13 protein-coding genes are annotated in these 14,775 nt (G+C 70.0%); 4 read left to right on the top strand and 9 right to left on the bottom strand.

What is annotated here, in order from left to right:
- Nucleotides 1-139: 139 nt before the first annotated feature.
- Entirely contained in the window at nt 140-988 is an 849-nt protein-coding gene (locus IPK71_34875; protein MBK8218943.1) for a MaoC family dehydratase N-terminal domain-containing protein, read from the bottom strand.
- Between the two features lie 126 nt (nt 989-1,114).
- Between IPK71_34875 and IPK71_34880 the strand changes: the two genes are divergently transcribed.
- Nucleotides 1,115-1,846: a flagellar biosynthetic protein FliR gene (locus IPK71_34880; GenBank protein ID MBK8218944.1), complete on the top strand. Its 732-nt coding sequence runs from the start codon at nt 1,115-1,117 to the stop codon at nt 1,844-1,846.
- 72 nt (nt 1,847-1,918) lie between these two features.
- Here the strand turns inward: IPK71_34880 and IPK71_34885 are convergent, their stop codons facing one another.
- The 3 genes from IPK71_34885 to IPK71_34895 form a co-directional block, all read right to left on the bottom strand.
- Nucleotides 1,919-2,683: a hypothetical protein gene (locus tag IPK71_34885; GenBank protein MBK8218945.1), complete on the bottom strand. Its 765-nt coding sequence runs from the start codon at nt 2,681-2,683 to the stop codon at nt 1,919-1,921.
- A gap of 149 nt (nt 2,684-2,832) precedes the next feature.
- Entirely contained in the window at nt 2,833-3,474 is a 642-nt protein-coding gene (locus IPK71_34890) for a hypothetical protein (protein MBK8218946.1), read from the bottom strand.
- Nucleotides 3,475-3,530: 56 nt separating this feature from the next.
- The gene (locus tag IPK71_34895; GenBank protein MBK8218947.1) at nt 3,531-5,825 is read right to left on the bottom strand and encodes a protein kinase; all 2,295 of its coding nucleotides are present in this window, start codon (nt 5,823-5,825) and stop codon (nt 3,531-3,533) included.
- A 129-nt stretch (nt 5,826-5,954) separates the two neighbouring features.
- Here IPK71_34895 and IPK71_34900 point away from each other — a divergent pair, with 129 nt between their 5' ends.
- Nucleotides 5,955-6,977: an NAD-dependent epimerase/dehydratase family protein gene (locus IPK71_34900; GenBank protein ID MBK8218948.1), complete on the top strand. Its 1,023-nt coding sequence runs from the start codon at nt 5,955-5,957 to the stop codon at nt 6,975-6,977.
- Nucleotides 6,978-7,072: 95 nt separating this feature from the next.
- Here IPK71_34900 and IPK71_34905 read toward each other — a convergent pair whose 3' ends face one another.
- Nucleotides 7,073-7,900, bottom strand: coding sequence for a hypothetical protein (locus tag IPK71_34905; protein ID MBK8218949.1), 828 nt, complete (start codon nt 7,898-7,900; stop codon nt 7,073-7,075).
- 141 nt (nt 7,901-8,041) lie between these two features.
- Here IPK71_34905 and IPK71_34910 point away from each other — a divergent pair, with 141 nt between their 5' ends.
- Entirely contained in the window at nt 8,042-9,322 is a 1,281-nt protein-coding gene (locus IPK71_34910; GenBank protein ID MBK8218950.1) for an AarF/ABC1/UbiB kinase family protein, read from the top strand.
- A gap of 30 nt (nt 9,323-9,352) precedes the next feature.
- On the opposite strand, the gene IPK71_34915 is transcribed toward IPK71_34910, so the two are convergent.
- Nucleotides 9,353-9,508 carry a hypothetical protein gene (locus tag IPK71_34915; GenBank protein MBK8218951.1) on the bottom strand — a complete coding sequence of 52 codons (156 nt, stop codon included), beginning with the start codon at nt 9,506-9,508 and terminating at the stop codon, nt 9,353-9,355.
- 190 nt (nt 9,509-9,698) lie between these two features.
- Here IPK71_34915 and IPK71_34920 point away from each other — a divergent pair, with 190 nt between their 5' ends.
- Complete coding sequence (locus IPK71_34920; protein ID MBK8218952.1) at nt 9,699-11,849, top strand: hypothetical protein; 2,151 nt, start codon at nt 9,699-9,701, stop codon at nt 11,847-11,849.
- 39 nt (nt 11,850-11,888) lie between these two features.
- Here the strand turns inward: IPK71_34920 and IPK71_34925 are convergent, their stop codons facing one another.
- Genes IPK71_34925 through IPK71_34935 form a run of 3 tightly spaced genes read right to left on the bottom strand, consistent with a single transcriptional unit; the run spans nt 11,889 to nt 14,760 of the window.
- A complete protein-coding gene (locus tag IPK71_34925) occupies nt 11,889-12,569 on the bottom strand; it encodes an HAD family hydrolase (protein MBK8218953.1) in 681 nt (226 codons plus the stop codon).
- Nucleotides 12,570-12,600: 31 nt separating this feature from the next.
- Nucleotides 12,601-13,635 carry a hypothetical protein gene (locus IPK71_34930; protein MBK8218954.1) on the bottom strand — a complete coding sequence of 345 codons (1,035 nt, stop codon included), beginning with the start codon at nt 13,633-13,635 and terminating at the stop codon, nt 12,601-12,603.
- A gap of 60 nt (nt 13,636-13,695) precedes the next feature.
- Nucleotides 13,696-14,760 (bottom strand): hypothetical protein, encoded by a 1,065-nt coding sequence (locus tag IPK71_34935; protein MBK8218955.1) that lies wholly within the window; start codon nt 14,758-14,760, stop codon nt 13,696-13,698.
- Nucleotides 14,761-14,775 lie beyond the last annotated feature (15 nt).

Genomic DNA, 14,775 nt, shown 5'->3' on the forward strand with positions numbered 1-14,775 from the left:
GGCCTCGCGTTCACCCGCGGGGCCTTCGTCATTTCCAGGGAGGATACACGCTATTCTACGCGTTCACCGCGACGATTCGCCCCGCGGGGCTCGCCATTCGCGTGCAGGACACACGCGCCATTCGCGTGCGCTCTACATGTTACTCGGCGACGCGCGCCCAGGCGTTCGTGAGCACGGACTCGTCGCGCTCCTTGACCGTGACCTTGAGGGCGAAGAGCCCCTTGTCGACGCGGTAGCCGGCGGTGACGATCGTATCGCCGGGCCACACGGGCTTGCGGAACTGAGCGTCGAACGCGAGCACGTTCTCGCCCTTTCCGCCGCACGCACCTTTGACCACGTGACGAACCATGTGCCCGTACGTGCAGAGGCCGTGGAGGATGGGGCCCTGGGTGAAGCCCACCTTCTCGGCGAAGACCGGATCGGCGTGGAGCGGGTTGATGTCGCCCGAGAGGCGGTAGAGGAGGGCCTGCTCGGGGCTCGTCTTCTCTTCGATCACGAAGTCGGGCTCGCGGTCCTTCGGGACCTCGGCCACCTTGGGCTCCTTCGGCGGCGGATCACCGCCCCAGTTGCCCTCGCCGCGGAAGATGATGCTCGCCGTGGTCTCGGCGAGGAGCTCACCCTTCTCGCAGTGGGTCACCGTGTCGATGAGGACGTTCGCGAACCTGCGCATGTCGTACATGGCGCGGACCGTGGCGACGGTGGACACCGTGCCCGAGGCCGCGAAGGGCTTGTGGAGCTTCACGCTCTGGCCGCCGTGCACCACCATGGAGAGATCGCCGCCCGTCTTGGCGACGCGCTCGAACATCGGGTCGAACATGGGGACGACCGCGAAGCTCGGGAGCACCTTGGGCCCGTGCCCCTCGTAGAGGTAGTCGAGCTCGTCTTTGCGGGCGCCGACGCCGAGCGCGTAGAGCACCGTGTCCTTCCATGCGTACGTGAACGAGACCGGTTCCGAGGACTTGCCAACGAGGGTGAGGTCGAGCGCCATGGCGCGCAGCATGGAGAGACGCGCGCCGCTCGTCAACACCACGGGAGGGCCGGAGCCGTTGCCGAGCGCGCGCTACGCGAAACGCGTTATGCACCTCGCCGCGGGGGCGTGCTATCCGCGACCGTGGTGGAAGGCCTGTTCGAAGAGGTCGCGCGCGCGTTTTCCCTGGGCGAAACGGCCCTCGGGCTGTCGCGTGGCTTCTTCCGGATCTTGCCTACGGTGATCGTGGTGCCGGCGTTCGGGCTACGCGGCGTCTCTCCCCAGGTCCGCGCGTCGATGGCGCTCGTGCTCGCGTTCGCCGTGGCGCCCACGGCGTCGCTGTCGGTGCTCGAGCCCGGAGGCGTCGTCGTCTCGTGGGCCGTCGACGTGCTCGTGGGGCTCCCGCTCGCGCTCGCCGCGGCGCTCCCGCTGTGGGCGGCGACGATGGCCGGGGGTCTCGTCGAGGACCTCGGTGGCCCGCGTGTGGATGCTCAGCTCGCCGTCTCTCGCGACGCGAGCACGCCCGTCGCCACGCTGCTCTCGCTGCTTTCGGGCGCGCTCTTCTTCGCCGCGGGGGGCCCGAAGGCGATCGCGCTCGCGGTCGGGCGCACGACGCTCGCGACCGACGTGCTCTCGCGCACCGTGAGCACCCTCGCTGCCGGAGCGACCGTGGCCCTCGTGGTGGCTGGCCCGATCCTCGCGGCTCACGTCGTGTCGACCGCGTCGTCGGTCGTGCTCGTGCGCGCGCCGTTCGCCGCGGCGCGAGGCCTCGTGCCCACCTTGAGGAGCGTCGCGCTGCTCGCCTTCCTCGCCCTGTCGCTCGAGCGAATCGCCGTGCTCGTCGCGCTGTTCACGGCCGACGCCACACGAGCTCCGTGAAGCGGCGCGCCCCTGACCGCGCGAACGGACAGGGGCGACTTTGTTCAACGAATACGAGCTATTACACCATCGTCACGGGAACGTGACCTCGGCCGAGCCGCTGTAGGATTGGCCGGCCACGCTGTAGGTGGCCGAGACCTTGACGCTCCCGCTCGTGGGCTTGCCGTTCGCGTATTTCACGTCGTTGAAGGTGGTGTCGCTCGACCACTTCAGCTCGCCCGCGTTGGCGCCGGCCTGCGCGGCGCTGAGGGTGGTCGCGCCCGTGCTCTTGATGGTGCCCTTCAGGCTCGAGGACGTCGCCGTCACGTCGCAGTCGAGCGTGATCGTGGTCTTCGTTCCGCCCATCTGGGTGATCGCGTACGTGAGGCCGACGCACTTCAGGTTGCCGCCCGTCCACGAGAGGGTGCCGTCGATGACGATGCTGTTCCCGCCCTCGTCCGAGCCGCAGCTCTTGAAGGTGCACGTCGTGCCCGTGCAGGCGTCGTCGCACGAGGTGATGGCCTGAGACACCTGGCCGATCGCGTCGGCGAGGCGCACGTTCGCGGTGCGCGGCGCCGTGCCTCCCCCGGCCGAGGGCGTCACGATGCCTTGCGCCTGTTGCGCGCCGGCGATGAGCTGACCGAGCGCGGACTGCCCGTCGTTCTTGTCGACGGCCTGCGACACACCGCCCACGTAGGTCGTGGAGCTCGCCTTCGCGTTCTGCGTGTTGACCGTGCCGGGCTGCGCGGCGGGGCCGGCGTCGGCGGTGGTCGTGTCGTCGGAGCTGCAGGCGACGAGGTTGGCCGAGAGCGTGAGCGCCGAGACCGCCGCGAAGATACCCATCCGTACGATGTTCATGTCACCCTCCAAAAGCTTCGAAACGTCCAGCCTTGCACGATATCGCCCGAGTCGATCCGCGAGCAAGCGCTCGCGCCGCGCGGGATGAGGCGCGCAAGGCGGCGCACGTCGAAGGGCCCGGCGTCGCAAATCGTGCGCGCCAAACGCGCTCAGAGGCCGCGGATGACGGCGAACGCGACGCCGAGCTCGAACGCCGGGTAGAGGCCGTTCATGGTCGGGCAATCGCCGCCGGGGAGGCACGCCGCGCCGACCGGTACGGCGAGCGCGCCCGCGCGGAGATCGAGGCCGAGAGAGAAGATGCGACCGAAGCGCCATGCGCCGCCGACGGCAGCCATGGCGACGACCCCCTCGGACCGCACGGAGACCGTCTTGACGCCGTAGTTCGACGGCACCCGAAGGCTCGACACGTTCGCGTACCGATCGGCCACCATGACGAGCCCGGCCTTGCCTCCGACGGACACCTCGAACGGACCGCTGTCGTGGACGAAGACACGGAGCTCCGGGGCGAGCTGAAAATAGCCTCGCTCGTGCGTTCGTGGGAGCTCGGGCGTGCCCGAATAGGCCGAGTTCGTGAGCGCGAAGAGCGCGAGAGACGCGGTGACCCCGAGGGCGAGCCGGCCCTGCCGATAGAGGAAATGGAAGCCTACGGGCATCGCGACGTCGGCGCCCGTCGTGACCGCCTTGTTCGCGTCGAGGAGGCCCGCCGTGGGGAGCACGAGGCTCGCGACCTCGAGCGCCGCGGACAGCTCGGGCCCGCGTTTCGTGTCGGCCCGAGCCTCACGGAGTGCCACGACGGAGACGAGGAGCGCGACCGAGAGCCCGATGGCCCCCCGTGAAAACCTGCAACCTACAGCCATCGCGAACCGGAGGCCGACGGGGCGGGCGCCGTGGGAGGTGCCGTGGGGGGCGTGGTGGGAGGCGCCGTGGGTGCGGCACCGGCGGCCTGCGAGACGACCCTTCGCTCGGCGCGTGCTGGCGCCCCGTCGACCGTAGCCGTGAAGGTGACGTCGAACGTGCCCGCTTCGAGGAACGCGAACCCGCCGCGAAACACGCCCCCCTGCCCTCCGACGGCGGGCATCGTGGCCGAAGCGAGCGTCGCCCCGGAGACCGTGAACGTCGCGGCCTCGACCTTGGCTTTTCCAGGCGAGATCCGCGCGACGAACGTGACCTGCTGGCCGACGCGCGGTTTGTCGGGCGAGATGTCGAGCACACACGCCGAGGCCTTGGCCGACGACGCCGACGGCGCGGGTGCGCCACCTTGGCCCGCGGGCTTCGTGGTGAGCGGAATCACGGGCGGGGCCTCGGGCACGAGCTTGGCGAGGTCGCCCTCCAGGTCTTCGACGAGGCGCTTGGCGGCGAGATCGGTCGGATCGAGATCGAGGGCGATCTTGGCGATCCGCAGGGCCTCGGGCACGTTCCGCTCGACCCGCGCGAGGCTCACGAGCTCGTCCGCGGCCTGCTTCCGGAGGTCGAGGAGGCGCGCCTCGTGGGGCCACCTTTGCAGCGCGAGCGCCGTGATTTCGCGCACGTTGTCGCCCGGGGGCTCGTAGAGCCTATGGCTCGAGAACGCGGCGTTGGCGCGCGTGACCTCGGCCTCGAGGGCGTGATCGGGGCCGAGGCGTCCCATCTTGTAGGCGACGCCGACGGCGAGCAGCACGCCGAGCACGAAGCACACGAGCACGAGCATGGCCACCGACGAGCGCCCGTGACGCTTCTCGGGCAGGGGCTCGTCTTCGGGCGGGGTGGTCGGGTGGGAATCACGCGGGCTCGACGGCCTGTCGGCGGACGGCTGCGCCGACACGACGCGCGCGGACGCGGGCGGACGGGGCACCGAGGGCGACGCCGGAGAGAGCGCCGTGGGAGGCGGAGGCGTGACGCGCGGAGCGGGCGCGGGCTCGTCGTCGAGGGTGGCCTCGACGGCCTGCGGGAGGGCATCGGGGGGCGTCCAACGCACCGTCGCGCTCCCTGGCAGAGACGCGATCTCGGTGCCCGTGGGGCGCGAGGGAGCCGCCGGCACCCTGGCCATACGGTCTTGATCTTCTTGAGTAATTTCGTGTTTGCGCGTGCGCTCGAGGCTCGCCAGCTTGAGCACCCCGCTCGGCCTGCGTCCGAGCCCCGCGAGCGGCCCGATGTCCTCCGGCGCGAGCCCTCCGCGGAGCGCCGCCTCGGCGAGAGAGCGGCCGAAGGCGCGTGCGTCGGGGAGGCGCTGGGCCGGGCTCTTCGCGAGGTTCGCCATGATGACGTCGGCGATGGGCTCGGGCACGTAGGCGGCGCGTGCGTGCGACCTCAGCGGCGGCGGCGTGTCGTGGATCTGAGAGAGCAACATGGCGACGGCCTGATCGCCCTCGAACGGCGTTCGGCCCGCGAGCATTTGGTAGAGGAGCGTCGCGATCGAGTACACGTCGCCCGAGGGGTTGACCTGCTCGCCTTGCGCGCCCTCGGGGGAGATGTAGCGGGCCGTCCCGAAGATGAGCCCGGCCGCCGTGGCCATCGACTGCTCGCCCCAGTTGATGCGCGCGATGCCGAAATCGAGCACCTTCACGAAGTCGAGGTCCTCGCCACGGCGCACGAGCATCACGTTCTCGGGCTTGAGATCGCGGTGCACGATGCCTTGCGCGTGAGCCTCTCCGACCGCGTCGCAGAGCTGGAGACCGATGTGCAGCACGCGACCGAGCGGCATGGCGCCCGACGACGCGGCGAGCGCGCTCTGGAGCGACATGCCGTCGAGGAACTCCATGACGATGTACATGGCGCCGTCGGGGAGCTGACCTGCGAGCAGCACCTGCACCACGTTCGGGTGATGGAGGCGAGAGGCGACCTTGGCCTCGCGGGTGAACCGCGCCACGAGCTGCGTGTTGGCGGAGAGCTCGCGGTGGAGGACCTTGACGGCCACGTCGCGGTCGATGCCCTTCTGGAACGCGCGGTAGACGCGCCCCATGGCGCCGACGCCGGCGAGCTGCTTCACCTCGATGTGGCCGGAGATCTCGCGCCCGAGGTACGGATCGGGGCCCTCGCCCGAGCGCGCCTGGCTCGTGCTGCTCTGGAGCGGCGCGCCGTCGTTCGGGCAAAAGAGGGCGTCTTGCGGGTACTTGGCGCTGCACGCGGGGCAGACCTTCGTCGCGAGCGCCGGGGCGGGATCCACGGGCGAGATGCTACCCGAAAGGGCGAAAGATTTCCGCCTCGGCGACGCATCGTGCCACGAAGCCCCGAGAATTCCCCCCTCGGGGCCGCGTTGACCCCGGGGCCGCGGCCCGACTAGCGTACGGCCTCCATGTCGAAACCCGTCGTCCTCGTCACCGGCGCCAACGGCGAAATCGGTCGTTCGCTCCTCCAGCGCCTCCACACCGAAGGCCGCTACCGCGCCGTCACGGTGGACCTCACGCCGCTCCCCGAGCGCTACCGCCCGCTCTGCCTGGAGACGTACGCGGGCAACATCATGGACAAGTACCTGCTCGATCAGGTGGCCGCGCACCACGAGATCGAGGTCGTGTTCCACCTCGCGGCGCTCCTCTCCACGCGCGGCGAGCGTGATCCCGAGCTCGCCCACCAGGTGAACGTCGAGGGTACGCTCCACCTCTTGCGCGTCGCGCAGAACCAGTCGGGCCGCCTCGGGCGCCCGGTGCGCTTCGTGTTCCCGAGCAGCATCGCCGTCTACGGCCTGCCCGACGTGCCCACGAAGCACCAAGCGGGGCGCGTGGCCGAGGGCGACTTCAACGTGCCCATCACCATGTACGGCTGCAACAAGCTCTACTGCGAGCACCTCGGCCGGTACTTCACGCAGCACTTCCGCCAGCTCGGCGCCCTCGCGAACGCCGCGCGCCTCGATTTCCGCAGCCTGCGATTCCCGGGGCTCATCTCGGCCGAGACCGTGCCCACCGGCGGCACGAGCGACTTCGGCCCCGAGATGCTCCATGCCGCCGCGAAGGGCGAGCCGTACGCGTGCTTCGTCCGCAAGGACACGCGCATCCCGTTCATGGCCATGCCCGACGCGGTGAACGCGCTCATGGGCATGCTCGAGGCCGACCGCGCGAAGCTCACCGACAGCGTCTACAACGTGGGCAGCTTCAGCCTCTCGGCCGAAGAGATCGAGGAGCGCGTGAAGCGGCACTTCCCGAAGGCCGAGGTGACGTACGCCCCCGACGCCGTGCGGAACAAAATCTGCGACTCCTGGCCCGAGGACGTCGACGACACCCGCGCCCGCCGCGACTGGGGCTGGAAGCCCAACTGGGACGTGGAGCGCGCGTTCGAGGAGTACCTCCTGCCGACGATCAAGAAGCGCTACGCCGACCACTGAGGCGGAGGCCCGAGGCCCTTTCGCGCGCGCAGCCGAGGCCCCGAGGGGCCCGAACGAAGCGGCTCACGATCCGACGAGATCGTGAGCCGTTTCGGCTATTTGCGCTGCCTGCGGAACGCGATCACCCCGCCCATGGGCTGGGGCTCGGGGTCGAGCGGAGGCAGCGCCGCCACGAGCCGCTCGATGCGCGAGAGGGCCTCGTGGGTGGCGCGCTCGGCGCGGAGCTCGTCGAACACGCCCTCGTAGACGAGCACGAGCACGTAGATGCCCCCGAACGAGATCGCGAAGTGGCCCTCGCCTTCTCCCGACTCGGCGTGCCGGAAGTGGCGGCCCTTGTGGACCTCGGCGTGCGTGGCGAGCTCGCGCACACGCTCGGCCACGGCGCTCGAGAGCACGAGCAGACGTGCGTCCTCGGCGGGCGTCTCGAGGGAGGGACCGGAGCCGCGGTCTTGTCCGCCGTCGAAGTACGGGTCGGGGGCCTCGCTCGACCACTCGGGCACGTCGATGAGCTTCTGGTGCGAGAGCTCGGCGGGCGGCGCGACGCGGGCCACGGGCCGCCGGAGAACGCTGCCCCAGACGATGGGCGAGTGCGCGTCGACCACGAGGGCGTCGAAGGCCTGCGCGCGTTGGGCGAGGGCGCGGAGCTCCTCGTGGAGGCTCGTGGCCGGAGAGAGGCGCAGGTGGCCCGTCTCGGCGCCCCCCAAGGCGCTCGCGAAGGTGGCGGCGAGCATCTCGAGGCGGCGCGCGAGCGCGTCGTGGTCGGCGGGCACGTCGACGAAGCTTGCCACGAGGTGCCGACCGTCCGCGAGGCGCGCGACGAGGGTGTTCGGCGTGGAGGCGGGCGCGGAGTCGACGACCCGCACGTCCTCGGCACCGAGATCACGACGAACGAGAGCGACGAGACGTTCGAGCGCGGCATCCATGATCGTGCCCCACCGGTACCACAGGCCCGGCGACCCGGGCGGATCACGTGCGTACGCGGCCCCAAGCCCCCTCGCAACACCCGAAAACCATTCACGAATTTTGCCACTCGCCCCGAGCCGGGGTGGCCCTACGATGGCACCATGAGCCGAGACCCGTATTCGAAAATTCCGGAGTCGCGCCTCGGTCGGTTGGCCCGGCTCGCGAAGCTCGGGGTCCAGGCGGGCGCGAGCGCCCTCACCCGCTCCGATGGGCACGCGGCCGCGGAGAAGGCCGCCGAGGTCCTCGGGAACCTGAGGGGCCTCGCCGCGAAGGTCGGTCAGATGGCGAGCTACGTGGACGGGATCGTGCCCGAGGGTCAGCGTGAGGCGTACGAGGCCTCTCTGCGCGCGCTCCTCTCGCAAGCCCCGCGTTCGTCTCCTGCCGCCATCCGCGCCCTCGTCGAAGAAGAGCTCGGGGCGCCGATCGGGGAGCTCTTCGCGGAGTTCGTCGACGAGCCCATCGCGAGCGCGTCGATCGGTCAAGTGCACAAGGCGACGCTGCACGATGGCCGTGTCGTGGCCGTGAAGGTGCAGCACCCCAACATCCGCGGCGCCGTCGAGAGCGACCTCGCGAGCGCCGGCATCCTCGAGAGCTTCGCGGCCTTGGGCGGGGCACGCAGGCTCGACTCGAAGGGTCTCCTCGAGACCTTGAGGCAGCGCTTCCGCGAGGAGCTCGACTACGAGCTCGAGGCGCGCCGCATGGAGCATTTCGCTGGCGTCCACGAGGGAGATCCGCAGGTCCGCGTGACCCGGCTCGTGCGCGAGCGTTCGTCGCGCAGCGTGCTCACCACCGAGCTCGTCACGGGCAAGACGTTCGACGAGGCGTGCGCCGCGAGCGAGGCCGAGCGCGTGGCCTGGGCCGAGACCATGTGGCGCTACGTGTTCAAGGGCAACCTCGTCGGCGGCATGTTCAACGCCGACCCGCACCCGGGAAATTACCTCTTCCACGACGGCGGCGCCGTGACCTTCATGGACTACGGGTGCGTGCAGGAGATCCCCGAGGCGACACGCGCCCACGCGACCGACCTTCACCGCGCCGCGTGCCGGGGGGACGAGAAGGCCTTCGCGACGTACGTGCGCAAGGTGCTCGGGTCGAGGCCCGGGAAGCAGGAAGATCTCTCGATCGCGTACTCACGCAAGTGCTTCGAGCCGCTGTTCGCGTCGCCCTACCGCATCACGCGGGACTACGCGGCGAGCCTCGTCAAGGACATGCACGCGATGGGCGCCGAGGTGCGCGCCCTGGACGATCACGAGGTGTTCGCGATGCCGAGGGAGATGCTCTTCATGAACCGTCTCCAGTTCGGCTTCTACTCGGTGCTCGCGCGGCTCGACGTGGAGCTCGACTACCGGAGGGTCGAAGAGTCGTTCATGCCCGCGCCGTAGGTCGGCGGCGCGGGGGCTCCACGGAGAAGCTCAGTCGGTGCAGGGCGCGGCGTCGTAAAAGTCGGAGGCCTCGGCGAGCTCGTCGGACGAGAGGAGACGCACGACGTCATCGTGCGTTTTTGCATCGCGTTGATTTTCTTGGCGAAGGTCGCGTTTCGAGGACGGGGCTTCAGCAGCTTGAGTCATGAACGGTCTCTCATACAAGGGGCGTGCCGCGCGTGATTCCGCGGGGGTACGACCCACATGGGGTCCATACGCGCAGCCCTCTACGCGGCGTGAGCGTGTAAAGTCGGAAGCGTTACGCAGCCCGGAGGCGTGACGCAGTGCACGCGTCGGATGGCGCACCGCCACGAAACATGAACGACTCGTCAGAGGAATGCCGAAGCCGCGCGCGACGTACGAAGAGAAGAGAGACGCGGAGGTCACGAACGAGCCCTTCGGCGAAGGCGCACGTGAGGGCGCGCGCACGCTCGTGGGTGCGTTCGTCGTTCACCTCCACGACGCCACGCGCAGCCACTACGACCTGCGCGTCGAGGCCAACGGCGTGCTCGCGAGCTTCGCCGTGCCACGCGGCCCTTCGCTCGATCCCGAGGAGAAACGCCTCGCCGTTCACACCGAGGATCACCCGATCGAGTACCTCGATTTCGAGGACGTGATCCCCGAGGGCGAGTACGGAGGTGGCCCGATGATCGTGTGGGATCGCGGCGCCGTGAGGTACCTCGAAGGGCCGAGCGAGGACGGGCTCCGCACGGGCAAGCTCGACATGATGCTCTCGGGGAGGAAGCTCCGAGGGCGCTGGGCGCTCGTGCGCTTGAAGAACGATCCGAAGGCGTGGCTGCTCTTCAAGAAGCGCGATCCGTACGCGATCCCAGGGGTCGCCAAGGAAGACGACGTGACGCGGCTCGAGCGCTCCGTGCTCTCGGGGCTGACGGTGTCGGAGCTCGAGACGAGGCGCGCGCTCGGCGAGGCGTGCGAGCACGCGCTGCTCGCGCGAGGGGCGGCAGAGGGTGAGGCGCGGGCCTCGGCGTTCTGGGAGAGCGACGCGCTCCCCCCGTCGGAGACCCACGTGTACGAGGTCGTGCTCGAAGGGCTGCGGGTGCGCGCCGAGAAGGACGAGCTCGTCGTGCGGATCACGGTCGCCGAAGAGCCTCGCGGCGAGGACGTGGCCGAGTTCTACCCGGAGATCGTGCGATCGCTGCGCGCCCTCGCGCCCGAGCGCGTGACCCTCGAGGGCACGATCGTGGCGTTCGACGCGGCGGGGAAACCGAGCGTCTCGGTGTTGGCGGAGAGGGCTCGACGTGTGGCGACCGGCGCGAGCCACGAGGCCTTGGTCACGGCACCGGTCACGTTCGTCGTCGACGAGGTCTCGAGCATCGGACGGGCGACGTGCGTCGGCTTGCCCTTCGACGCACGACGCGCGACCCTCGATGCGCTCTTGCGCGGAGATGGGTTCGTGCAAAAGAGCGTGCTGCTCCCGGGTGACGAGCGGCTCGCACGCGCCTTGGCGCTCGATCACGGGCTCCGCGCGCTCGCGGCCAAACCGAGGCAGGGGGACGGCACCTTCGTGCGTGTGCTCTTCGGGCCGAAGGTCGTCGCGCCGCCGATCGCCCACGGGGTGACACGAGACGCGCTGCGTGTCGTGAGGGTGACGAACCCGGGAAAGATCTACTTCCCCGAGCGCGGCTACGAGAAGGCGCGCGTCGTCGGGTACTACCGCGCCGTCGCCGAGGCGCTCTTGCCTCACGTGCGTGGGCGCCCCGTCACGCTCGTGCGCTACCCCGACGGCATCCACGGCAAGAATTTCTTCCAGTGGAACGTGCCGCCGCAGATGCCCTCGTGGGTGCGCACCGTGGCCTTCTCGGACGAAGAGTCGCCCGAGCGCACGAAGCGCGGCTTCTTGGTCGACGACACGGAGACGCTCCTCTACATCGCGAACCTCGGGGCCATCCCGGTGCACGTGTTCTCGTGCAAGGCCACGAGCCTCGCGAGGTGCGACTACGTCGCCATCGACTTCGACGTGAAGCTGTCGAGCCTCGCGGTGGCGACGCGCCTCGCACACACGTTGAAGGGCATTTTGAGCGAGATCGGGCTCGTCGGGTTCCCGAAGACCTCGGGCCAGACGGGGCTCCACGTGCTCGTCCCGCTCGGGCCCGGCCAGAGCTACGACACGGCCCGCGCGCTCGTGCAGCTCCTCGGGAGGCTCGTGGTCGACGCCCACCCCGACCTCGCGACGATGGAGCGAGCACCCCAGAAGCGGGGCGCGAAGGTGTACGTGGACACGGGGCAAACCGGCCCGACACGCACGCTCGTGTGCGCGTACTCGCTGCGCGCGGTGCCCGACGCGACGGTCTCGTTTCCGCTCGCCTGGGACGACGTGCACGAAGGGCTCGACCCCACGGCCTACACGCTCGAGACCGTGCCGAAGCTCATCGCCGCGCGCACGTGCCCGATGGCCGGCTTCGACGACGAACGCCCCGACGTGCCGCTCGCGGTCGCCAAGATCGCCGCGCGGCTCGGCCGGAAATAACCTAAAAAAACCGAACAGTATCGATAGGTTACGGCGCTATCAGCTCGCCCGTTTGGCCACGTCGAGGCGGATCGTGGGCCAGCCGTAGGCTTGCGCGAGGCGCTCGAGCTTGTTGTCGGGGTTCACCACGGCGGGGTGCCCGACCACGCTGAGCATGGGGACGTCGGAGTAGCTGTCGGAGTAGGCGTAGCACTCGCCGAGATCGAGGTTCTTCGACTTGGCGTGCTCGCGAATGAGGCGCGCCTTCTCGGGGCCGGCGACGACCGGACGGAGCAGCCGCCCCGTGGCGAAGCCATCCTTGATCTCGAGGCGGTTCGCGATGACGTGCGTCGCGCCGAGGTGCTTCGCGAGTCGCTCCATGAGGAAGTCGAGCGCGCCCGACACGATGACCACCTCGTGCCCTTCGTCGCGGCAGCGCGAGACGAGGTCCTTCGCGGCGGGGAAGAGCGCGGGCTTCACGACGGTGTCGAACGCGTCGTCGGCGAGGAGCATGAGGCGATCCTCGGACATGCCTTCGTAGCTCGAGAAGAGCGCCTCGTTGAAGAGGCGGCGGTCTTTCCACTCGGCGAACGCCATCTCGGGCGCGCGCACGACGGCCTTCGCGACCTTGAGGAAGCTGCGGAAGGGCGTCCTCTGGTTGAGGAGGTAGTAGACCGTGGGGTGGATGAGGTTCGTCCGGAGGAGCGTCCCGTCCACGTCGAAGTAGCTGGCAGAAGGCACGGCCGCTTTCTTCGGGATTTCGGGGCAGATGTCAACCGGGGCCGCCGTCCGAGAGGCCGGCGTCGCCGTTCGGGGCCTCTTTCGGGAAGCCCTCCATGGGTACGGCCACGAAGCGCTTCGGCGTGGTAGCTCCCGGAGGGGCGTCGAAGAGGAGGAACACGTAGGGGCCTTCGGCCGCGAAGTAGGCTGCGAGCGGACGACGCGGGTCGGACGACTCGTGGATCGTCGAGAGGAGCTCGGAGTGGGCTCCGTACGTGATCCGGAGCGATGTCCAATCCGGGTTCGTGAGATCGAGGGAGGTCGGGTGTTTGCCGGCGGGCCCCGAGAGCCGGAGCTCCGGGTCCTTCTCGGGAGGGAGAGACAGATCCCGTACGGCCACGTCGAGGTCGCCGACGTGCCCCGGGGGCGGAGCCACGATGTGGGAGGCCTCGAGCCGCAGGCCCGAGCCGTCGTCGCGGAGCACGAGCAGCGTGCCCTGTGTGGTGAACGGGCGATCGATCGGGGCCTCGCCTGCGCGGGTGGCGACGCGCACCCGCCGCACACGCTCGGGACCGAGGCATTGGCCCCCGGACTGCACGCAGGCGAGCTGCCGACACGCGCTCGTCTCGAGGCCGGGCTCCGTCTTCGTCGTCTCGTCGATCTTGAGCACGATGACCTCGGTGTCGGAGTCGAGCTCGAGGAGGGGATCGACCGTGACCGCCGACGCGACGTCGACACCCGACACGTTCGCGCGCGGCATGAGGGTCGTCGGGATGGGCTGCGAGGCGCTCAGGCTGAGCGCCGTGGCAGTGCCAGGGCGCGCTTTGCAGAGACGAAAGGCGGCGAAGCTCCGGGTCGCGTTGGCGAGCACGATCCCTCGGGGAGCGAGGCTCAGGCCCTTGTTCTCTGGCGCGGGTCCACCGTCGGCGTCGCTCGATCCCGTGGGCGTGGTGGGAGGTGCCGCATCGCGGGTGCCGCCGTCGGAACCGGGACGGGGATCGATCATGTCGGCGGGAGAGCACGCCGCGAAACCCGAGAGCGTCGCAGCGGACAGCGACAGCGACATGAACCAGGACAGAGCACGCATGGGGCACCTCGAAGGAAAGGACCTACGGGTCGCCGAGCCCGGAGTGGCTCGGTCGGGAGATCAACGAGCGTCAGGAGAAGCGTCGGACGGCGAGCCCGCGTCGAGCGCAGCAGCGTCGAGCCCCGCGTCGTCGATGCCGGCGTCGGGAGGGGCGGAGGACGACGCGGGGGGCAGCGGGAACGCGACCAAGCGGAGCGCGCGCCCTTCTTCGCCGACCTTCGGAGCGGTGAGGCCCAGGAGAAACAGGCCGTAGTAGACACGGCGGGCGTAGAACGCGTCGATGTCGGTGCCGACGTCGCTCGCGCGGTGGACGTCGACGAGGCTCGCCTCGAGGGGCCCGGCCTTGAACGTGATCGCCTCCCACACGGGGCCTCGGACCGAGACCTCCGAGCCCGAGGTCAACGCCTGGCTGCCCCCTCCCCCGGCGAAGGTGACGGTCTCTCCAAAGTCGGAAAAATTATCGAACAAAAACGAGACCTTGTCCTGCGGCGGAGTCTCTTGTTGGCCGCGGGGGACCGGCCTCGATTCGAAGTACACGGCGCCGGGCGCGGAGGGGTCGTCGCGGAGGACGAGGACGGTGCTCGGGCGGCTGAAGGCGCGCTCGTCGGGCTCGCCGCTGACCTTGCGCGCCGCGACGCGACGAAGCTTGGAGGGAGGGATGCATCGACCGCCCGAGCCGCCGCATACGAGCGATCGGCAGCTGCCGCGCTCGAGCAAAGGGTTCGACTTCGTGTCGGCGTCGAGCGGGATGAGGACGACCTCGGAGACGTCCCCGACGAGCGGCGGCAGGGCGACGGCTCCGGCGACGTCGACCCCGGCGAGGCTCGACCCGGGCATGCGCGCCGTGGGATACGGAGGCTCGACGGCCTTGCTGACCAACGCGTCCGCCTCGCCCCCCGCCGGGCAGAGCCGGAACGCAGGGAAGGTACGCGACGCGTGCACGAGCACCATCGGGAGGCTCGGAGGGGGAGCGGTGGGGGGCCGGCCCCCGTCGATGCCGAGCTCGCCCGTCTCCGGACCGCCGTCGGCAGCCGCGGGACCGTCTTGCCGGTCGGGCGACGGCAAGGCACCACATCCCGACACCAGGACGGCGAGCACGAGGGCACGCTCGAACGTCGTTCGCATAGGAACCTCCAAAGC

Source organism: Myxococcales bacterium, assembly GCA_016712525.1.
Lineage (GTDB): Bacteria > Myxococcota_A > Polyangia > Polyangiales > Polyangiaceae > JAAFHV01.